This is a genomic window from Psychrobacter sp. 1Y4 (assembly GCF_051847555.1).
In genome coordinates this window covers 35,425-55,903 of the sequence record NZ_JBPYDE010000015.1, presented here as the reverse complement: position 1 = coordinate 55,903, position 20,479 = coordinate 35,425, and the positions used below count along the sequence as shown (strand labels likewise).

Sequence of the window (20,479 nt, the reverse complement as noted above, 5' to 3'; positions counted from 1 at the left end):
AAGCGCAATAATTTGATTATGATAGATTCAGTAGGGAGATAAAGATCCATGCTAGCCAAAAAACCTAAAGGTGCGACAGAAAAGCGCAAAACAAGTAGCGTATCAGGCTTATTATGGATGTTAGTCGGGGCTATATTAACGCTTATGATAGGAGTGTTTTTATATCTTTCACCATTATTTGATTTTAGTCCTGCTGATAGCACTGCTGATTCTGATCCTGATCGGCAAGTGCAGCCGCGTGTTGAGACGGATACCGATAATAGCGATTATGAATTTTATGATATCTTGCCAAATCAAGAAATGGCTACTATCCCTGATGAAGACCTTAATCAGAACGGTCAACTAGGTGATTCAGGAGCGTTTGAACCTGATGTCGTGGTTACTCAACCTGAAGACAGCTCTAGCAGCCGTAATGATGACCCGGGCAACTTTGGTATTTCGGAAAGTACCACCATTGAGCCCAGTCGCGGCAACAATGCGGCCGATAATGATAGTGACAATGATATTGTTATTGTTGAAGAAGATGCGACCTACGACGGGACAACGCCTACTAGCAACAATGGCAACAGCAACTCTACCAACCGTGCCAATAACGCAAATTCGGGTACTGCTAGTATACAACCTGCCAAACCTGCGACCACTTATATTCTACAAATCAATAGCTTCGGTGACGCTGATGAAGCCGATCGCCGCCGCGCTCAAGTACTAATGGCTGGTGTTGACGCTAGAGTGGTCAAGAATACCACAGGTAACGGTTTGCCAATTTATCAAGTTATTTCGCGGCCGATGAATACTCGTCAAGCAGTGACCACTGCCCAGCAACGTCTACAGAATAACGGTATTGATTCAATTATCGTTGAGCAACGTCGTTAGATTGGATTACTTGCGAGTGTTTTTATAGTTTGTCACTGATTAAAAAGCGTCGCAATGACGCTTTTTTTATCTCTTGTTTTTATTGAATATATCTCCCCTAGCTGTTTTATTATATCTCTATTACCAAAACGTTCATAAAGAGTATGGCTATGACTGTATCTAACTTGGCACTACCTATCAGCATGATTAAAGCATTTTTTCAAAAATATTTTATTGATGCTTTTACTGGTATGGCTTTAGGGCTATTTGTCACTCTGATTGCTGGTCTTATCATCTCGCAAATCGGTGGCTGGTTAGATATGCCCGCCCTTATCGCTGTCGGTAAGCTGGCTTCGATCTTGATGGGCGCTGGTATCGGCGTTGGTATTGCTTATTATCTTAAAGCACCGACGTTGGTTATGCTTAGCTGCTTAGTGGCAGGTATGCTTGGCGCGCATTCTGAAGCGCTAATGGCAGGGACGCTCTTTACGCCGCAAGTGGGTGGACCGGCGACCTTTGTCGCTCTGCCCGGTAATCCGATAGGTGCATATTTGGCATCAGTATTTGCTTATCGCGCCGGGACATGGGTCGCGGGCAAAACAAAGCTTGATATCTTATTAGTACCGCTACTGGTCTGCGCAGTAGCATTAGCTGTTTGTGCATTACTTAATCCACCTATCGTCGCTGCTGTTGATGCTATTGGACAAGGTATCCAAGCGGCCACTGAGTTACAACCGTTATTAATGGGAATTGTCATTGCAGTCGTAGTTGGTATTTTATTGACGCTACCAACCTCAAGCGCGGCTATCTGTATCGCTATTGGGCTTGGCGGTTTGGCTGGCGGGGCGGCTGTCGTTGGCTGCGCGGCACATATGATTGGCTTTGCCGTGGCGAGCTTCAAAGACAACGGCGTGAGCGGTGTGGTTTCTCAAGGTCTCGGCACGAGTATGCTACAAATTCCTAATGTATTAAGAAAGCCGCTAATACTATTGCCAGCCGTTATCGCTAGCGCTATCGTTGGTCCTATCGCGACAGTCGGCTTTGGACTTGCTTGTACGGCGACAGGTGCTGGGATGGGTACGGCGGGATTAGTCGGCGTATTTGGCGTCATTGAGGCGTCAGAAGGGATCATGAGCACAGGTCAGTTATGGGCAGCGATTATTTTATTAATGTTTGTACTACCAGCAGTGATTGCTGGTATCATCGCCTATGTAATGCGCCGTATGGGCTGGTTGGTTGCTGGTGATATGAAACTGCCTTAACAGTTTAAAGAAAGTTCCGCGTTTTGCGAAAATAGTTTTATCTACATTAATTATTATTTCAAAACTGAATACTGATTTACTTATCATACTTTATATTATTCTTTCACCTTATATTGCTATAAAGTTGCTGTTTTGTAATAAATTCCTTATAATACTGAGACTAATCAAACTTTTGTTTAACCCACTATTTTTTGGATTTTGAAAGATATGAACAGCTTTAATAAATTACTCGTCTTAACATTTACTACTCTTATTTTGTCTGCTTGTGCTAGTACACCTAAGTCTTATACGACTTGGTATAAAGAAGGAGCAACTAAACAAAGCGTCAAAGATAAAATTGGACATTGTCGAGTAGAGGTTGGTGCTAAAGATCTTTCAGAAAAAAAAGCAAAACAATTAGTAGGTTATTGCATGAAATCAGAAGGTTATCGCTTAGAAACCTTTACTCATTAATTGATAGATTGTATTTATTTGAAAATAATACGTGAAATATCAAAAAGCCCATTTATTTAAATAACTGGGCTTTTCTGCAAATAAAAAGCCAATAAACAAAACTATTTAGCGGTGCTTGGTTTTTTATCACGACGTGGCTTTAGCTTGCGAGAAAGCTTGTTGGCGTCGTTTAACACCTGACTATAACGCGCTGGAAATATCCGTTGTACAGCATCTATCATCTTGGCATCATTGCCAATCAAACAGCGTCGCTGATTGGTCGCCGCCGCCTCTAATATAATCCAAGCAGCTTCATTAGCATCAAATTTCAAAAACTTATTAAAACTTCTGATGGCTTTTGGGCCAGTACGCATGCCAATGTCGTTTATGCTGTCATTACCGCGCGCACTGTTGGCGATATTAGTTTTGATGCCACCTGGATGAATGCAGGTCGCTGACACGCCGCAGCGCTGGATATCTAACTCTTGGCGCAAGCTCTCGGTGAAGCCGCGCACAGCGAATTTACTGGCGTTGTAAGCGGATTGTGACGGCTGAGCGGTCAAGCCAAACAGACTTGAGATATTGACGATATGACCATGCTCATTAAACTTTCGTGACTTATTGTCTGTCTTAGCAGCGCTGCTTTCAGTTTCACTGAGTTTTACGCTATTTTTAATCAATGGCAAAAATGCCTTTGTGCCATAAACCACGCCCCAAAAGTTGATATCCATTACCCATTCAAGCTCGCTAATGCTACTGCCCTCTACGGTAGAGTAGAGTGCCACGCCTGCATTATTGAATATAAAGTTCACTTTGCCATGATTGCTCATGACCTCATCGGCCCAAGCTTCAACCGCTTTATTGTCTGAGACGTCGAGTACTGTAGTAGTCACTTTGACATCGTAACCAACGAGTAAATCCTTGGTTTGTGCCAATTGCTCAGCGTTAATATCTGATAACGCGACATGACAGCCCATTTGCGCTAAATGAATGGCAAGCTCGCGCCCCATGCCAGATCCTGCACCAGTAATCGCGGCGACATGGTTTCGGTAATAAGGGGTGATGTCATGGTCTTGATTAGATGAAAAGGGCAGGTGTTGGCGTAATGAGCTCGCCGTAGCAGTAACGTTATTTAGCATGGTAAACAGTCCTTTGTTATAGTCATTAATGATCAGTATTCTAAACTTAAGATTCAAGATAAACGGCAGCAATTGAAGATAAGGATTAAAATAAAATATCTACATTAGCATGATTTTAATTTTATCTACTTCTCATTAATAGACGCCGCTGTCATTTTTGGTGCAATGAACATTTTGAGGATTCAATGAGAACAAATAAACAAACATAAAAAAAGCGTCTTAGCACGAAATGCTAGACGCTTTTTTGTAGTGATAGCGAATTATTTATAACTAACTATCTTAACTGAACCATAAATTAAGCAATTTTAGGGGTTTTACCATCGTTGATCACATGCTCATCAACCATTACCGTTTTGGCATTTTTCATTGAAGGTAGCTCATACATGGTCTCAAGTAGGGCGTTTTCTACGATAGAGCGCAGACCACGTGCACCTGTCTTACGCTCCATAGCCTTTTTAGCAATGGCATCAAGCGCTTCTTGAGTAAAGCTAATATCAGCGCCTTCCATATCGAACAGATACTTATACTGTTTTACCAGAGCGTTTTTTGGCTCAGTTAGGATCTGTACCAATGCTTCTTCGTCAAGCTCTTCAAGTGCTGCCAACACTGGCAAACGACCGATTAGCTCAGGGATAAGACCAAACTTGATTAAATCCTCTGGCTCGACTTGCTGGAGCAAATCTGAGCTGCGACGGCTGTCATCTTTTGAGCTGACATCGGCGTTAAAACCAATACCGCCTTTTTCCGTACGCTGCTGAATCACTTGATCAAGACCTGCAAATGCACCGCCAACGATAATCAGGATATTGCTGGTGTCTACTTGAATAAGCTCTTGCTGCGGATGCTTACGACCACCGTGTGGCGGAATCGCAGCGACAGTACCTTCGATAAGCTTGAGTAGGGCTTGTTGCACGCCTTCGCCTGATACATCGCGTGTGATAGACGGGTTATCGCCTTTTTTACTGATTTTATCAATCTCATCAATATAGATAATACCTTGCTCAGCCTTGCTCACATCATAGTCAGAAGCTTGCAATAGCTTTTGTACGATGTTTTCAACGTCTTCACCGACATAACCAGCTTCGGTTAAAGTAGTAGCATCAGCCATTGCAAAAGGCACATCTAATAGACGTGCTAAGGTTTGCGCAAGTAAAGTCTTACCAGAGCCAGTTGGACCAATCAGCAAGATATTACTTTTGGCTAGCTCAACCATAGCATCATCAGCACCGATCTTGGCCTTTTTACTGTCATTGGCCAAGGTTTGGCTGACTTTTAGACGCTTATAATGGTTGTAAACAGCGACAGACAATGCTTTTTTGGCAGCATCTTGACCGATGACGTACTCATCAAGCTTGGCACGCAACTCTTTAGGAGTTGGCAGTTTTTTATTGACCCATGAGGTATCAATCTCGCCATCAGAGTCATCAGTTGTGCTATCAGCGATTAGATCTGTACATAGTTCAATACATTCGTTACAGATATTGGCATCGTCAGCGGCAATAAGCTGCTTGACTTCACTTTTAGCTTTACCACAAAACGAGCAATGCGGGTTGTTATTTTCTGCCATATAAAGGCACTCCTAAAATTTAATGCTTGTACCATTTCCAACAACAAACTAACGCTCAATCACTAGTACTGTCTATACTTGCTAAACCTATGTACGTGATGCTAATACTTGATTGCTGCGTTTATTTGAGTGTTGGCAATAGTAATATTAGTTTCATACCACATAGCTATCTATCTAGCTGGGTAGGTGCTGTCTTTATAAAGAATCAGGGCGACGTTCTAATACTTCATCAACCAGACCGTATTCTTTTGCTTCTTTAGCATCTAACCAAAAGTCACGCTCAACGTCTTTTTCGATTTTTTCTACTGGTTGACCAGTACGCTCAGCCAAAATCTCGTTTAAGCGTGCGCGAGTTTTTAGAATTTCACGCGCGTTAATTTCGATATCTGTTGCCTGACCTTGAGCACCACCTGAAGGCTGGTGAATCATTACGCGAGAATTGGCTAGTGCATAGCGCTTGCCTCTTTGACCAGCAGCCAATAGGAAAGAACCCATACTGTAAGCACCGCCCATACAAATAGTCGATACTTCAGGCTTAATGAAATTCATAGTATCAAAAATAGCCAAACCTGCACTGACTGAACCACCTGGTGAATTAATATATAAGTGGATATCTTTATCAGGGTTTTCAGCTTCTAAAAATAGCAGCTGTGCCACGATTAGATTGGCCATGTGGTCTTCAACCTGACCTGTCAAAAAGATCACACGCTCACGGAGCAAGCGCGAGAAGATATCAAAAGAGCGTTCACCGCGTGACGACTGTTCTACAACCATCGGTACCAATGCTGCTTGAGGTGCATTTTGCATGCTTTGCACATCGTTATGTGCACTCATTAACATATCAAAATGAGGGTTGGCGGTGATGCGATCATAATCTGTCATAAAATGTCCTATAAATAAGTGTATAAAATAGAGTTACAAAATGAGCTAAGGGTTTATCGTGCTACAGTCTAATAGTGAGATGCAAAATAGTGTATCAGACAATAATATGTAAGCGTTATTAAGTATTACGCCTTGTTCGATATAAATGCTTTGTAATCATTAGCCATAGTAATTAACAACAACTGACGCCATGATAACTGGTTTAATTATGAGGCTGTATTAATTTTCAGTTAACTTTAATAATAATTAATAGCAGTACCCGATAATTAGACGCCTAAAATAATTGCGTCTCTACGTTTGCGTTTATACAAATCCTAAAAAGTAGCGATTAAACGGACAGCGTGACTCATAATAACAACTTAGATGGTTGTACAAAGAATGATTCCCTATTGATAGGGTGTTTGCGCTCAATTATCAAGGGGCAGCCTCATAAACCACGAATAAAAATGCCCCAACAAACCGTTAGGGCATTCTTGTTACACTCTAGATCAATAGCGTGAGAACGCTAATTTACATAGCTTGTTGCTGTTGTTGCTGAGCCGCTAGTAAGTCTTGGTAGCTAACTTCTTTGTCAGTGACGTTACCTTGATCAATGAGATAATCAACCACTTGGTCTTCTAATACGACAGACTCAATGTTTGCACGTTGCTGTTTATCATTGGTGTAGTACTCGATGACCTCACTTGGGTCTTCATAGTTTTCTGCAGCTTCTTTGATGAAGGTCTCAACGCGCTCTTGATCTACTTCAAGGTTTTGTGTGTCGATAACACGGGCCACGATGATACCAAGACGGGCTGCACGTAACGCTTGCTCTTCAAATAGCTCATTTGGCAGCATGTCTTTATCAAAGCTATCAGCATTAGCGCCAAACTGCTGAGAAAAACGCTGCATCATCATGTTGCGTTGACGTTCGATTTCTTGCTCTAGCATCGCATTTGGTACATCAAATTCGTTCTTTTCTAGTAGCGCATCAAAAGTCGCTTGCTTAACTTGGCTACGCGCTGCGTTTTTGATTTCGCGTTCCATGTTTTTGCGTACGTCTTCTTTTAGCTTGTCAACGCCACCTTCAGTCACGCCAAATAGCTCAAGGAACTCGTCGTCGATTTCAGGTAGTTTTGATTTTTCGACCAATTTTACATTGATTTTGAACTGAGCTTCTTTACCCGCTAGGTTTTCAGCTTGATAGTCTTCTGGGAAAGTTACGTCAATGACTTTTTCTTCGCCAGCTTTCATGCCTTTGATGCCAGCTTCAAAACCTGGGATCATCTGGTTGCTACCGATAACCAATTTAAAGTCCTCAGCTGAGCCACCTTCGAACTTCTCACCATCAATTGAACCTTCAAAGTCGAAAGTCACTTGATTGTCTTTGGCTGCCATGCCTTTTTTCTCGACGAACTCTTGACGCTGCTTTTGCAAGTTTTCGATCATAGTATCGACGTCTTCATCTTTAACAGTCGCGGTATGGCGCTCAACTTCGATCTCATCGATACCTTGGACGTCGACTTCTGGGAAGATTTCAACAGTCGCTTGATAAACTAAGAAGTCGTCTTCTAATTTGACATCATCGATGTTTGGCATGCCAACGGCGCGAATGTCTTCAGATTTGATTGCTTCAAACACGGTATCGCGAATCACATCATTGATCACTTCTTGCTGAATACCAGCACCATACTGTGAACGGATATGAGACATAGGGACGTTACCTTTACGGAAACCGTCAATCTTGGCAGTCTTCGCAACTTGACGAATACGGCCTTCAACTTTGTTTTGAATTTTTTCAACAGGAACTTTCACCGTCAGCTGGGTTTCTTTTTCCGACAGCTTGTTGGTTGTGACTTGTAAATCTGTAGCCATGTTAATTACACCTTTATGATTAAAATAACAGGCAATCGCCCCTCTAGATATATAAGGGTTATGCCGATTGCCATTGGAATGAATAGGGGTACTAAAATACTTATATTTCGATACTGATAAGTCGGTCATCAAATAGTGCAAATAACACCATCTAGTATCCAATATCGATAATCCAAGACCAATCTTCTCTACCAAAAGCGCTGCAATGACTATTGCACTTTCATACGTTAGGCTTTTATAAACATTGTGCTTTTATAAATGGTACAGTCGACCAGAATCTTGTAATAAAATTTTAAAAGTAGAACAGTATAATCTATCTGTTAATTAAAGTAAAAGCTATCTGTCAGGATGGACGGTAAGCAAAAGTACTAATAGACAAAAGCACTAATAAAAAAGCATTAATAAACAAGTACAGAAAGTTAAGACTAAAAACCTATTATCGTAAAAAGAACGAGCGCTATTTATGTCAGTAGCCATTATATAAATAGCTATAACTGCTCTAATAACTGCTGGATAGCTTGCCCGCGGTGGCTGATGCTGTTTTTGTCAGTGGCACTTAAGCTTGCGGCAGTTGCTTGCAGCTTGGGTAACCAAAACAGCGGATCATAACCAAAGCCGCCGTCACCATGCGGCGCCTCCAAGATTTCCCCATGCCATAGACCTTGGGCGATAATCGGCAGCGGGTCATCAGCATGACGTACCATTGCCAGTACGCAGACGAACATACCTTTAATGGGTGTATCTGGCTGCTCATCACGGATAGGAAGCAAGTCAGTGACAAGCTTGGCGTTGTTCTTGACATCGTTGCCATGTTCGCCTGCGTAGCGCGCTGAATAGATACCTGGTGCATTTCCTAAGACTGGCACACATAAGCCTGAGTCATCAGCAATAGCTGGCAGTCCGCTGATTCGGCTGGCATGACGCGCTTTAATAATGGCGTTTTCAACGAAGCTCAAACCATCCTCGATAGCGTCCTCAATCTCTAACTGCCTTTGCGGTACGATAGTAACGTCTAAGTTGGCTTCAGCGAAGAGTCTTTTAAATTCTGCCAGCTTGCCTTTATTATTACTGGCAAGCACCCACTGGTTTTGAGTAGTTTTGGGTAATGGTAAAGCTGGACTCATAAAATATATCCGTCATTGATAGTCATATATGATTAATAGTTATAAAGTTAAAAAACAACATTAGTCCTGCGTCGTAATCTAATGGTTTTATTGTACGCCCGACTCTATAGTTTAATAGAATGTGCACGAAACAAGATACTATCAATAAAGCTTATAACATTCAGTAACTGATATTGTGTGAATGCTTTGCTATAATAGCTGGCAAGCTACAGTGAATTATAGCTTATAGCTTGTGAATTTAGAGTTAATAATAGCTTTTAAGTCAATCACTTGGCTTTTAAGTGAATAACAATGTTTTCGCTAATTTGATTAAATTAGTCTTTAGATTCATCCTGATGGGCACTAGCACATCAAGCAATAACGTTCATTCATTAACAATAAACTCAGCCAATTTAGCTCGGTATTTTGTGGTGTCTTGTTTGATATACACAAAATATGAGTGGCCAAATAAGCAAGGATAAAATAACTATGTCAAATATTAAACTACCAGATCTTCCTTATGCAAAAGACGCACTTGAGCCACATATCAGTGCCGAAACGTTAGAGTATCACCATGATAAGCATCACGCAGCTTATGTGAATAAATTAAAAGACTTGCTACCAGGTTCTGGCCTAGAAGACAAAACGTTGCCAGAGATCATCGAAGCGACTGCGAAAGACGATAGCAAGCAGACTATGTTTAACCAAGCAGCGCAAGTTTGGAACCATACGTTCTACTGGAACTGCATGACGCCAAACAATGGTGGCGGCGAACCTACTGGTGATCTAAAAGGTAAAATCGAAGAAGATTTCGGTAGCTATGATAAGTTCCGTGAAGAGTTCAAAAACGCAGCAACGTCACAGTTTGGTTCAGGTTGGGCATGGCTTGTAACTGATAAAGTCGGTGGCAAACTATCTATTATGAAGACCAGCGATGCTGATAACCCATTGGCTCATGATAAAGTCGCGGTATTGACTTGTGATGTATGGGAGCACGCGTACTACATCGATTATCGTAACCGTCGTCCTGACTATGTCGATACGTTCCTAGACAAGCTAGTGAACTGGGACTACGCAAACGCTAAATACAAAGGTCAAGATGCAGGTGTTGAAGGTAAGTAAGCATTTTTAGACTTGACGAGTAAATAAAAAAAGGACGCTGAGAGGCGTCCTTTTTTTTGGTTTAAAGCATAAAACTATGTGGCGTTAATTGCTTTTCATATGGTTTAAATATCAAAGTACCTCAAATCCAAACTTATCCAAAGCATCCCTAAGCATCGCAATATTATAATAAGCATGAGCCTTAACGGTGTTTTGAAAGAAGATATACAGCGTATCAAAATGCTGACGCTGATTGGCAATGGCTTGCGCCCAGTCCTGCATCTCAGACTCAGAGTAGCGATAATCATGGCGGTCGGCGGCACTCATGGCATCCCACCAGTTTAAATTATTGCCATGCATCCGCAGGTAGCCAGTGCGCTCGGTAAATATCAGCCGTGACGGCGGTAATCCGCTGACTTTGGGATAATCGACGCTACACCAAATCAGACCTTGTTCTTTAAAGCTATCGACCACTTGCGGGGTGTGCCATGCGTTATGACGAAACTCGACTGCTAGTGGATAATCTTGAAACCAGCTAACAAGATTGGCTAGATAAAGCCGATGCTCGCGAGTACGATCAAATCCATGCGGGAATTGAAGTAATAGAGGCGCAAGAGCATCAGCTTCGATTAGCGGCGTCAAGGCATTAAGAAAAGATTGTGCGTGCTCCGCTGTGCCTTTACGGGCATGAGTAAAGTCTTGATGCAGCTTGACGGCAAACTTTAACTGACTGTCTGCTTGCACGTACGCTTTATTGACCATCCCAGCAAAAGCTTTTTGGCCAATAGGTGCATAAAAAGTGCTGTTAATCTCTACCGCACCGTATTGCTTGGCATACTCCCGTAAGAAGTCAGCCTTCTTAGTGCCTGTTGGATACAACGTACCTAATAAGTCAGTATCGCTATAGCCGCCAGTGCCAAGGTAAATACGCGGAATAGGGGTACTTTCCATGTTGACCACTCTTTGCTGTTTTTGATGATTAAAGTTTTAACGGAGTTTTTAATCTATAGTCAAGATCAAATAAAACAGATACATGGTTTTATGACGTGTGACTGGTATAAATTTTCCTTGTTTGCTGTGCCTACGCCGACAGAGGCTGCAAAAAATTCATACCAGTCACGCTATATCGTTTCTATATTGAGTTGACTGTATTATTTTTTACGCGACCATAACCATTCTATCAATGCTAATAATGCATTATCATCTGCATCACCACCAAGCTCGCGAGTGATAGCGGCTTGTCCATTATTAAATAATGATTGGGCGTAGTCTTTGGCAGCGCTCACGCCCATTAATTTGACATAGGTAGATTTGTCTAGTTTTTCATCGCTACCAGCGGGTTTGCCTAAGGCGTCGGTGGTTGTAGTGACGTCCAAGATATCATCTTGCACTTGAAAGGCCAGTCCAATATGCTGCGCGCATTCTTGTAATGCCATACGCTGCAAAGCCGTTGCTCCAGCACAAATTCCACCCATTAGCATTGCCGCTTCGATCAGCGCGCCAGTTTTGTCGCGGTGAATGGCTTCTAGTTCTTCTTGAGAAATATTAGTACGCGCTTCAGCATTCAGATCCAGCATTTGACCTGAGACCATGCGGCGAGCGCGCGGTGCAAACACGGCCAATAGCTGGCTTGCAATGTCTGAATCAAAAGGCGCGAAGGTAGGCAGCTCTGCGGTTAAAACCTCAAAGGCCAAAGTTTGCAATACATCACCCGCCAGTAGTGCCGTCGCTTCGTCAAACACAATGTGACAAGTTGGCTGGCCTCGGCGCAGCTCATCGTCATCCATGCATGGCAAGTCATCATGGACCAATGAATACGTATGCAATAGCTCTACAGCCAATGCAGCGCGGCGACACATGTCATAATCTGAGTCGTTTTCTAGCAGTGATTGTAAGTCAGCGATTTTTACGTGATCTGTTAAATTTGAGATGTCAAATAAATCATCTGTCTCAATATCTGCTTCACCATCTACATTTATACTGGCATCAATACTGACAAAACTACTGGCCACTAATAAAGGTCGTACCAATTTGCCTTGTCCAGTCATCACATAACGACATGCGTCATCAAGCGGACTTGGTAAGTTTGCATAAGCAAATAATACGTCAATATCTTGCGCTAACTGTGCGCGTAATGTGCTATAAAAGTGCTCAAAATTGGTAAAAGGAACAAAACGAGGCGCAGTAGAAACAGACATAACTCAACCAACCACCATATAAATAAAAATAGAGAATACGTGAATAAAAATAGATAACAAGCCAGTGTAACATGATAGCTGATATGGCTTATGCGTATATGCTAAGCGCTGTTTTATTTTGGTTACGTATTGGTGATTTAACTTATAGGTTGAATGTGTTTTGATGAAGTAATCACACGTCTTGGTACTGTTGCTCAATCAAATAGATGGTATTTAGAATTCACAAACTAATACGCATATAAAAAAACTAGTGACAAGGTATAAAGTACAAGGTAGATGTCAGTGATTGGTTGACGAGTTTGGATGTTATCAATTAATGTTAATAGTGACTTGTGAGTCTGATATTAGCTTGTGACAGTTGGGGGCATAATCCCCTACACTAAATGACGTCAAAACAGTATAACCAAGCGCCATATCAATGAGCGCAAAATAATAAACACATCATCACTGTCTTTTATCAGTCGTTGGGTTGTAGACTTATAAATTGACAGTAATTTTATTCGTTTTATTTACAACCATTAGCTAGTTATTTTCATTCTAAAACGTAGCTTTTATAATTTGATCTTTATTACATAGCTTTTATTACATAGCAAGGAGTTTCAAATGGTATATCAAGGAAATCGCATCACGGTGACAATGCTAGAGGATGGCATCGCCAACATGCAATACAACGCCGAAAATGAGAGCGTGAACAAGTTCGATGCCGAAACCAATAAGCAGTTTACTGAAGCGGTCAGTGCACTTGAAAAGTCTGATGACGTCAAAGGTTTAATCGTCACTTCAAGCAAAGGCGTCTTTATCGCTGGTGCTGACATCACTGAATTCGTCGGCTCATTTAAGAAGCCAGAAAGTGAGATTAAAGAGTGGGTCGTTGGTATTAACGATACTTTTAATCGCTTTGAAGACTTACCGTTCCCGAAAGTAGCTGCTATCAATGGCGCGGCGCTTGGCGGTGGTTGTGAGATGACCTTAGTTTGCGAATATCGCGTCATGAGTGACAAAGCGATTATCGGTCTACCAGAAACTCAATTGGGTATCTTCCCAGGTTTTGGTGGTACGGTTCGTAGTACACGTGTAATCGGTATTGATAACGCGCTTGAGCTCATCGCGACTGGTAAGCCCCAAAAAGCGTTGGATGCCTTAAAGCTAGGCTTGGTTGATGCGACCGTACCTGCTGATGACTTACAAGATGCGGCAATTGACCTAGTCAAAAAATGTATCTCAGGTGAGCTTGATTGGCAAGCGAAGCGTGAAGAGAAGCTTGAGCCTGTTAAATTAAATCAGCTTGAACAAGCGATGGCGTTTAACAGCGCAAAAGGTATGATCTTTGCCAAAGCTAATCCTAAGCAGTACCCAGCGCCTGCGCTTGCTATTGAAGCGATTGAAAAGCATGTAAATCTGCCACGTGATAAAGCAATTGAAGTGGAAGCGACTTATTTCGCTAAAGCGGCGAAAACGCCACAAGCAGAAAGCTTGGTTGGTCTATTCTTAAATGATCAATTGGTTAAAAAATTAGCGAAGCAGCACAGCAAGCAAGCACATGATATCAATGAAGCGGCTGTATTGGGTGCTGGTATCATGGGCGGCGGTATCGCTTATCAGGCAGCGAGCAAGGGCTTGCCAATTATTATGAAAGATATCAAGTCTGAGCAATTAGATCTTGGTATGGGCGAAGCCAGCAAGCTATTAGGCAAGATGGTTGATCGCGGTAAAATGACCCCAGCGAAAATGGGTGAAACCTTGAGCCGTATTCGTCCAACCCTTAACTATGGTGACTTTGCTGAAACTGACATCGTTATCGAAGCGGTAGTAGAGAATCCGAACGTCAAGCGTGCGGTACTAAAAGAAGTAGAGGGTCTAGTAAAAGACGATTGTATCCTAGCGTCAAACACCTCGACTATCTCTATTACTTTCTTAGCCGAAGCACTTGAGCGTCCTGAAAACTTCGTCGGTATGCATTTCTTTAACCCAGTAAACCGTATGCCATTAGTAGAAGTTATCCGCGGCGAGAAGTCATCTGAAGAAGCGATTTCGACCACTGTCGCGCTAGCTTCAAAAATGGGTAAAGTGCCAGTTGTGGTAAATGACTGCCCAGGTTTCTTAGTGAACCGCGTATTGTTCCCATACTTTGGTGCGTTTGATTTATTGCTTAAGCAAGGTGCTGACTTTGTCCATGTTGATAAAGTCATGGAGAAATTTGGCTGGCCAATGGGTCCTGCTTACTTAATTGATGTGGTCGGTCTAGACACTGGTGTGCACGGCGCAGAAGTCATGGCGGAAGGCTTCCCTGACCGTATGAAGCCTGATTATAAGGGCGCGATTCAGCATCTGTATGACAATGAGCGTCTAGGTCAAAAGAACGGTGTTGGTTTCTATAAGTACGAAACAGACAAGCGCGGTAAGCCAAAGAAAGTCGCTGACGACGCCACTTACGAGCTGTTAAAAACCACCACAGATAGCGACACGCAAGCGTTTGATGATCAAACCATCATCGACCGCACCATGCTGGCTTTCTGTAATGAGACCGTCCGCTGCCTAGAAGACAACATCGTCAGCACGCCAAGTGAGGCTGATATGGCGATGATCATGGGTGTTGGTTTCCCGCCGTTCCGCGGTGGTCCTTGCCGTTATATCGACCAAATGGGTCTAGATAACTACTTGGCACTGTGTGAAAAGTACGCACACCTTGGCAAAGCCTATGAAGCCCCGCAAAAGATTCGCGACATGGCAGCTGCAGGTGAGACTTTTTACGCCACAGCGTAACGAGCATACCGTATAAGGATAAGTGGGGTGCGTTTGCAAGTATCGCTGATAGCAATGGCTATATCGAGAAAGTGAACAGCAAGCGTACCGTTTTGTTCGGTTCAATTTGTTTCTAGCCCTAAAAAGTTAGGTATACAAGTACATATCGTATCTAGTATCAAAGCGAACTGATAACACTGACAATAAAAATTGAAAAGGAAGATAGTATGACAACTTTAAGTCCAAAAGATGTGGTCATCGTAGACGGTGTACGCTCAGCCATGGGAAAATCTAAAAACGGTATGTTTCGCCATGTTCGCGCTGATAACATCTCAGCGGAATTGGTCCGTGCTTTGGTAGAGCGTAACGATTTCGATACCAACGATGTCGAAGATATTATTTGGGGCTGTGTCAACCAGACGCTTGAGCAAGGTCTGAACATCGGTCGTAATATTGGTCTGCTGGCTGGTATTCCAAAGACCGCTGGCGGTCAAACGGTCAACCGTCTATGCGGCTCTTCTATGCAGGCGCTACATACGGCAGCGGCGCAAATTATGACCAACCAAGGTGATGTATTTATCATTGGTGGCGTTGAGCACATGGGTCACGTTGGTATGATGCATGGCGTGGATCTAAACCCAGCAGCCTCTAAGCATTATGCAAAAGCCTCAAACATGATGGGTTTGACAGCTGAAATGCTTGGTCGTATGAATAACATTACCCGTGAAGAGCAAGACGCCTTCGGTCTTGAGTCACATCGCCGTGCATGGGCTGCGACTACTGAAGGTCGTTTTGACAATGAAATCATCGGTATCGAAGGTCATGATGCCGCTGGTCGTCTGCAACTATGTACTGTTGATGAAGTGATTCGTCCAGATGCGACAATGGAGCAAATGCAAAAGCTACGTCCAGCCTTTGATCCTAAAGGCGGTACAGTGACTGCTGCTACTTCATCTGCCCTATCTGACGGTGCGTCAGCAATGCTAGTAATGAGCGCACAAAAAGCTAAAGATTTAGGTCTTAAGCCTCGTGCTCGTATTCGCAGCATGGCTGTTGCTGGTTGTGATGCCGCTATCATGGGTTATGGCCCTGTACCTGCCACGAACAAAGCACTTAAGCGCGCTGGTATGAGCATCGATGATATGCAAACCATCGAGCTAAACGAAGCCTTTGCAGCGCAAGGCTTGTCAGTACTTAAAGCCTTGAACTTGACTGACAAGCAAGACATCGTCAACATCAATGGCGGTGCCATTGCTCTAGGTCATCCACTAGGCTGTTCGGGTGCTCGTATCACGGTTACCTTATTAAACGCTATGGAGCAGTCTGACACTGAGCTTGGCCTTGCAACCATGTGTATCGGTCTAGGTCAAGGTATCGCGACCGTGATTGAGCGTGTTTAAGATTTTGAAATAGCAGTCGTTTTGTAAAATTTAAATATGCTAACCCAAGCCTTCGGTTAAATAACTGGAGGCTTGTTTGTGTGTAAACAATCAAAAACCATCTATGACATAACGTTCATAAGTTGTTAATAAAGATTATGTTTATTGACGCACCGGACGAAATATGACTAAATGAGCGTATATCAAATAACAACAAATCAATCATTTAGTCTGTAGCGATGTGCTACAAACGTACAAGGAGTGTACTCAATATGGCCACTATGATTACCGATCGTACTTATCGCATCGCTCGTGAAAACACGCAAGCAATGCTTATCGATGTGCAAGAGCGCCTAACGCCGCACATTTATGATCACGAAAACATCGTCAAAAAAATAACAACGTTGATAAAAGGTCTACAGGCCCTTGATATCCCTATTATGCTTAATGAGCAATATAAAAAAGGTCTCGGTGATACGTTACCTGAAGTTTTTGAGCTATTAGAAGGTGATAATGCTAAAAGTTTTGAAAAAGTTACATTTAGCGCTTGCGACAACGATGATTCATGGCATTATTTGGCGCAGCAAAACCGTAGTATCGTTCTACTATTTGGCGTTGAGACGCATGTGTGTGTCATGCAAACGGCGTTAGATTTACTGGATAATGGCATGCAACCAGTCATCGTTGGTGATGCGGTAGGATCACGCTTTCCATATGATAAAAAACAAGCCATACGGCGTATTCGCCGCGCAGGTGGGGTAATTACTACGGTTGAGACCATATTGTTTGAGCTATGTCGCACAAGTCGCGACCCTGCATTTAAGACTATTAGTAATCTGATTAAGTAGTCAATTATCGTTAAAGGTAGTTATTAAACAATCTAGATAATGAAGTGCCTAGTCAGATTTTATTAAAAATAGACAATATAAGGCATAAAAGATGAATAGGGTAAAGCAGTACGGTTTTAAACCGCTCTTAGCAGTTGTATTTTTAATAATGATGATACAACCAGTGATGGCTGCCAGTCCTAACAGCAGTGGTAGCAAGCTGGCAGCAGATGCCAAAAAACAAATCGGCGTGACAGTCAATTATGACGCCACTTATCAAAAACTGGACTTTCCACGTGGTGATGTACCGATGAAAACGGGGAGAAGTACCGATGTCATCGTACGTGCTTATCGTTTGCAAAATATAGATTTACAGCAGCTGGTCAATCACGACATGAAGTCAAATTGGTCAGAATATCCAAAGAATTGGGGATTAAAGTCACCGGATAACAATATTGATCATCGCCGAGTGGCCAATCTTGAAGTGTTTTTTGAGCGTCATGGAAAATCACTATCTGTCACTGATAAAGACAGTTTTAAGACAGGGGATATCGTGACGTGGCGACTGCCAAAAGACAATGTGCCGCATATTGGTATCGTCTCAAACAAAAAGACTGCCGATGGAACGCCGCTTATTATTCACAATATTGGAGATGGTACGCAAGAAGAGAATATCCTTTTCACCTATCCTATTGTCAAACATTTTCGTTACTAAAACATTTGGTACAGATGATATGAAGTTATTCATAGTGTAAACGATGGATAATGCGGCGCAAAACAAAACCCAGCCAATAGTGTCATGAGTGTCATGCTATTGACTGGGTTTTTTATTGGGGTTTTATTTATTTTCCCGTATGGGCAGCCCCTAGTAATTGACCCATTTGTACCACGCTGTTCGCCATTATATTATCTTGCCAGTCAGCTTTTGCAGCTTTAGGCAATATAACAATGGCGGTTGACCCCAGATAAAAGCGCCCAAGCTCATCACCTTGAGCCAACACCATACTATGCTCAGCTTCTTGAATATCGTCGGTACGGGTAATTTTTCCTGTCGCTACCGTCTCAATACCGGCGACAATCATAGCGCCAACCATCACGACTGCTGCTTTGCCGTATTCGGTATCAAACATACAAACCAAACGCTCGTTACGGGCAAATAAGTCGGGCACGTTAGCAGCAGTGGTATTATTGACTGAAAATAATGTACCTGGCACATAGCGAGTTTTGGTCAAGGTACCTGTAAAAGGCATGTGCACACGGTGATAGTTGCTGGGCGCTAGATAAACAGTAGCAAAACTACCATCAGCGAAGTAACTACCATCATCACTATCAGCAAGTAGCTGTCCGATGTCGTAGTAACGCCCTTTAGCCTGAAGTAGCTTATGATCGTTAATTTGACCAAGCTGCGAGACAATACCGTCAGCAGGGCTTACAATGCCATGGACGGTAGTATCGATAGCACGAGCATCATCTTTGAGTTCACGGGTAAAAAAATCGTTAAAGCTCTCGTAAGCATTTAAGCTTTGACGTTCGTATTCATCCAACTTTACATCATATGCTTTTGCAAAGCTGCGAATAAAAGCACGTTTAACCATTGGATGACGGCTAGCCGCCAAACGTCCAGCAACTTTACTAAGTTTTTGCTGCGGTACAAACTGCTGAATGGTGGTAAATAAAGTCATAAAGGGTTACCAAAGTAGTTGTTAAAATAAGAAAATAAAAGTTAGAAATAATAAATATTTATATTTTACCATGGTCAGTACTCAATCGTATGACCATAATTGTTTAAGGAAGCAGTTTATGAAAGCTCTAATTCAGCGGGTAAACCGTGCTAGTGTTATAGTTGATGAATGTTGTATAGGCTCAATTGAACATGGGCTCTTGGCATATATTGGCTTAGGACCCGATGATGACTTACAACAGGCAAAACGTATGATCGATAAGATTGTCACTTATCGTGTTTTTGAAAATACAGCTGATCCAGCTAAACTTGGCAAACTGGATAAAAATGTACAACAGGTAGGTGGCGGATTATTACTGGTATCACAATTTACCTTGATGGCCAAAACAGACAAAGGACGACGCCCTGACTTTGGCGGTGCGATGCCGCCCGAGGCTGCAAAAGTATTGTTTGAGCAATTAGTCGCTTATGCAAAGACTCAGCATCCCAACGTTGCAACGGGACAGTTTGGAGCTGATATGCAAATCGATAGCGTCAATGATGGGCCTCTAAACTTTTTGTTAGAAGTTTAAAGAGCGAATGTCATCAAACTGTCATAATTAACGCGTTTAATAGACGGTCATTAACGAGTGTTTACCGTCTTTTTTAGCTTAAATTTCCCTCTTATATAATTATTCAGCGCTTAACAATAAGGTTGTCCTATGCATAATGAGCAAATTTTGATTGTCGAAGATGAGCCTGCGATTCGTGAAATGGTGGTGATGACATTGGAGATGGCTGGATTTGACAGCTTGCAAGCGGCTGATGTGTCAGAGGCGCATCAACAAGTGGTTGATCATCGTCCTGCGCTCATATTATTAGATTGGATGTTACCTGGAGATAAAAGTGGTATTGATTTTTGTCGTATGCTTAAAAGCGATGAGCTGCTTGCTGAGATACCAGTCATTATGCTGACGGCCAAAAGTGAAGAGGACAGTAAAGTTCATGGGCTTGATGCTGGTGCTGATGATTACATGACCAAGCCTTTTTCAACACGAGAGCTAATCTCAAGGATTAAAGCGGTATTGCGTCGTAGTAGTGCGCTGAGTGCTGATAAGCCCATCGAGATAGGTAAGCTGAGCCTAGATCCTAAAAGCCAACGCGTTACGGCTAATGATAAGGTTGTGGATATCGGACCGACAGAATATAGGCTATTGGCGTTTTTTATGAGTCATCCGGAGCGTGCTTATACGCGCACACAACTGCTTGATCAGGTATGGGGCGGCAATGTTTATATCGAAGATCGGACGATCGATGTGCATATCAGGCGTTTGCGTAAATTATTAAAACCCCACGACTGCGATACTTTAATCCAAACGGTTCGTGGTACTGGCTATCGGTTTTCGAGTCTCATTGAACCAGTATGAGCCAGTTCTAAACAGAACGACATATGAATGACAATGTAACGCAGTAGATAGTCG

At 42.6% G+C, this 20,479-nt stretch carries 18 protein-coding genes; 10 read left to right on the top strand and 8 right to left on the bottom strand.

The genetic code is table 11. The features are described from left to right. The first annotated feature begins 48 nt into the window (after nt 1-48). The 3 genes from ACS8FC_RS12330 to ACS8FC_RS12320 all read left to right on the top strand — a co-directional run bounded on the left by ACS8FC_RS12330 (nt 49) and on the right by ACS8FC_RS12320 (nt 2,567). Entirely contained in the window at nt 49-873 is an 825-nt protein-coding gene (locus ACS8FC_RS12330; protein WP_439263580.1) for an SPOR domain-containing protein, read from the top strand. A 149-nt stretch (nt 874-1,022) separates the two neighbouring features. Further along, the gene (locus tag ACS8FC_RS12325; protein ID WP_439297018.1) at nt 1,023-2,114 is read left to right on the top strand and encodes a PTS transporter subunit IIC; all 1,092 of its coding nucleotides are present in this window, start codon (nt 1,023-1,025) and stop codon (nt 2,112-2,114) included. Between the two features lie 207 nt (nt 2,115-2,321). Next, complete coding sequence (locus ACS8FC_RS12320) at nt 2,322-2,567, top strand: hypothetical protein (RefSeq protein WP_439297017.1); 246 nt, start codon at nt 2,322-2,324, stop codon at nt 2,565-2,567. A 101-nt stretch (nt 2,568-2,668) separates the two neighbouring features. On the opposite strand, the gene ACS8FC_RS12315 is transcribed toward ACS8FC_RS12320, so the two are convergent. The 5 genes from ACS8FC_RS12315 to rdgB form a co-directional block, all read right to left on the bottom strand. Beyond that, complete coding sequence (locus ACS8FC_RS12315; RefSeq protein WP_439297016.1) at nt 2,669-3,685, bottom strand: SDR family NAD(P)-dependent oxidoreductase; 1,017 nt, start codon at nt 3,683-3,685, stop codon at nt 2,669-2,671. Between the two features lie 295 nt (nt 3,686-3,980). Next, entirely contained in the window at nt 3,981-5,252 is a 1,272-nt protein-coding gene (clpX, locus tag ACS8FC_RS12310) for an ATP-dependent protease ATP-binding subunit ClpX (RefSeq protein WP_439263541.1), read from the bottom strand. 195 nt (nt 5,253-5,447) lie between these two features. Then, on the bottom strand, nt 5,448-6,059 hold the full coding sequence (gene clpP / locus ACS8FC_RS12305) for an ATP-dependent Clp endopeptidase proteolytic subunit ClpP (RefSeq protein WP_439263545.1): 612 nt from the start codon (nt 6,057-6,059) through the stop codon (nt 5,448-5,450). Between the two features lie 585 nt (nt 6,060-6,644). Next, nucleotides 6,645-7,988: a trigger factor gene (tig, locus tag ACS8FC_RS12300; RefSeq protein WP_439263539.1), complete on the bottom strand. Its 1,344-nt coding sequence runs from the start codon at nt 7,986-7,988 to the stop codon at nt 6,645-6,647. 488 nt (nt 7,989-8,476) lie between these two features. Continuing rightward, nucleotides 8,477-9,112, bottom strand: a complete 636-nt coding sequence (gene rdgB, locus ACS8FC_RS12295) for an RdgB/HAM1 family non-canonical purine NTP pyrophosphatase (protein ID WP_439297015.1) — start codon at nt 9,110-9,112, stop codon at nt 8,477-8,479. A 468-nt stretch (nt 9,113-9,580) separates the two neighbouring features. Between rdgB and ACS8FC_RS12290 the strand changes: the two genes are divergently transcribed. Continuing rightward, entirely contained in the window at nt 9,581-10,213 is a 633-nt protein-coding gene (locus tag ACS8FC_RS12290) for a superoxide dismutase (protein WP_439297014.1), read from the top strand. A 111-nt stretch (nt 10,214-10,324) separates the two neighbouring features. Here ACS8FC_RS12290 and ACS8FC_RS12285 read toward each other — a convergent pair whose 3' ends face one another. Beyond that, nucleotides 10,325-11,143, bottom strand: coding sequence for a DUF72 domain-containing protein (locus tag ACS8FC_RS12285; protein WP_439297013.1), 819 nt, complete (start codon nt 11,141-11,143; stop codon nt 10,325-10,327). A 200-nt stretch (nt 11,144-11,343) separates the two neighbouring features. Continuing rightward, the gene (locus ACS8FC_RS12280; RefSeq protein WP_439297012.1) at nt 11,344-12,390 is read right to left on the bottom strand and encodes a polyprenyl synthetase family protein; all 1,047 of its coding nucleotides are present in this window, start codon (nt 12,388-12,390) and stop codon (nt 11,344-11,346) included. 603 nt (nt 12,391-12,993) lie between these two features. Here ACS8FC_RS12280 and fadB point away from each other — a divergent pair. From fadB to ACS8FC_RS12260, 4 genes are all read left to right on the top strand, one after another. Further along, nucleotides 12,994-15,153 carry a fatty acid oxidation complex subunit alpha FadB gene (gene fadB, locus ACS8FC_RS12275; protein WP_439297011.1) on the top strand — a complete coding sequence of 720 codons (2,160 nt, stop codon included), beginning with the start codon at nt 12,994-12,996 and terminating at the stop codon, nt 15,151-15,153. 206 nt (nt 15,154-15,359) lie between these two features. Then, complete coding sequence (gene fadA, locus ACS8FC_RS12270) at nt 15,360-16,532, top strand: acetyl-CoA C-acyltransferase FadA (protein WP_439263530.1); 1,173 nt, start codon at nt 15,360-15,362, stop codon at nt 16,530-16,532. Between the two features lie 251 nt (nt 16,533-16,783). After that, nucleotides 16,784-17,359 carry an isochorismatase family protein gene (locus ACS8FC_RS12265; protein ID WP_439263528.1) on the top strand — a complete coding sequence of 192 codons (576 nt, stop codon included), beginning with the start codon at nt 16,784-16,786 and terminating at the stop codon, nt 17,357-17,359. Between the two features lie 91 nt (nt 17,360-17,450). After that, nucleotides 17,451-18,053 carry a DUF1287 domain-containing protein gene (locus tag ACS8FC_RS12260; RefSeq protein WP_439297010.1) on the top strand — a complete coding sequence of 201 codons (603 nt, stop codon included), beginning with the start codon at nt 17,451-17,453 and terminating at the stop codon, nt 18,051-18,053. Nucleotides 18,054-18,180: 127 nt separating this feature from the next. On the opposite strand, the gene asd is transcribed toward ACS8FC_RS12260, so the two are convergent. Continuing rightward, complete coding sequence (gene asd / locus ACS8FC_RS12255; protein WP_439263524.1) at nt 18,181-19,020, bottom strand: archaetidylserine decarboxylase; 840 nt, start codon at nt 19,018-19,020, stop codon at nt 18,181-18,183. Between the two features lie 118 nt (nt 19,021-19,138). Here asd and dtd point away from each other — a divergent pair, with 118 nt between their 5' ends. Together dtd and phoB are read left to right on the top strand one after the other, a co-directional pair. Next, nucleotides 19,139-19,591: a D-aminoacyl-tRNA deacylase gene (gene dtd / locus ACS8FC_RS12250; RefSeq protein ID WP_439263522.1), complete on the top strand. Its 453-nt coding sequence runs from the start codon at nt 19,139-19,141 to the stop codon at nt 19,589-19,591. A 129-nt stretch (nt 19,592-19,720) separates the two neighbouring features. Beyond that, entirely contained in the window at nt 19,721-20,425 is a 705-nt protein-coding gene (phoB, locus tag ACS8FC_RS12245; protein ID WP_439297009.1) for a phosphate regulon transcriptional regulator PhoB, read from the top strand. Nucleotides 20,426-20,479: the final 54 nt, after the last annotated feature.

Excerpts from the sequence above, each read along its gene's own strand:
- ACS8FC_RS12330 (WP_439263580.1), top strand. The coding sequence starts at position 49 with ATGCTAGCCAAAAAACCTAAAGGTGCGACAGAAAAGCGCAAAACAAGT.
- ACS8FC_RS12325 (WP_439297018.1), top strand. The coding sequence starts at position 1,023 with ATGACTGTATCTAACTTGGCACTACCTATCAGCATGATTAAAGCATTT.
- ACS8FC_RS12320 (WP_439297017.1), top strand. The coding sequence starts at position 2,322 with ATGAACAGCTTTAATAAATTACTCGTCTTAACATTTACTACTCTTATT.
- ACS8FC_RS12315 (WP_439297016.1), bottom strand. The coding sequence starts at position 3,685 with ATGCTAAATAACGTTACTGCTACGGCGAGCTCATTACGCCAACACCTG.
- clpX (WP_439263541.1), bottom strand. The coding sequence starts at position 5,252 with ATGGCAGAAAATAACAACCCGCATTGCTCGTTTTGTGGTAAAGCTAAA.
- clpP (WP_439263545.1), bottom strand. The coding sequence starts at position 6,059 with ATGCAAAATGCACCTCAAGCAGCATTGGTACCGATGGTTGTAGAACAG.
- tig (WP_439263539.1), bottom strand. The coding sequence starts at position 7,988 with ATGGCTACAGATTTACAAGTCACAACCAACAAGCTGTCGGAAAAAGAA.
- rdgB (WP_439297015.1), bottom strand. The coding sequence starts at position 9,112 with ATGAGTCCAGCTTTACCATTACCCAAAACTACTCAAAACCAGTGGGTG.
- ACS8FC_RS12290 (WP_439297014.1), top strand. The coding sequence starts at position 9,581 with ATGTCAAATATTAAACTACCAGATCTTCCTTATGCAAAAGACGCACTT.
- ACS8FC_RS12285 (WP_439297013.1), bottom strand. The coding sequence starts at position 11,143 with ATGGAAAGTACCCCTATTCCGCGTATTTACCTTGGCACTGGCGGCTAT.
- ACS8FC_RS12280 (WP_439297012.1), bottom strand. The coding sequence starts at position 12,390 with ATGTCTGTTTCTACTGCGCCTCGTTTTGTTCCTTTTACCAATTTTGAG.
- fadB (WP_439297011.1), top strand. The coding sequence starts at position 12,994 with ATGGTATATCAAGGAAATCGCATCACGGTGACAATGCTAGAGGATGGC.
- fadA (WP_439263530.1), top strand. The coding sequence starts at position 15,360 with ATGACAACTTTAAGTCCAAAAGATGTGGTCATCGTAGACGGTGTACGC.
- ACS8FC_RS12265 (WP_439263528.1), top strand. The coding sequence starts at position 16,784 with ATGGCCACTATGATTACCGATCGTACTTATCGCATCGCTCGTGAAAAC.
- ACS8FC_RS12260 (WP_439297010.1), top strand. The coding sequence starts at position 17,451 with ATGAATAGGGTAAAGCAGTACGGTTTTAAACCGCTCTTAGCAGTTGTA.
- asd (WP_439263524.1), bottom strand. The coding sequence starts at position 19,020 with ATGACTTTATTTACCACCATTCAGCAGTTTGTACCGCAGCAAAAACTT.
- dtd (WP_439263522.1), top strand. The coding sequence starts at position 19,139 with ATGAAAGCTCTAATTCAGCGGGTAAACCGTGCTAGTGTTATAGTTGAT.
- phoB (WP_439297009.1), top strand. The coding sequence starts at position 19,721 with ATGCATAATGAGCAAATTTTGATTGTCGAAGATGAGCCTGCGATTCGT.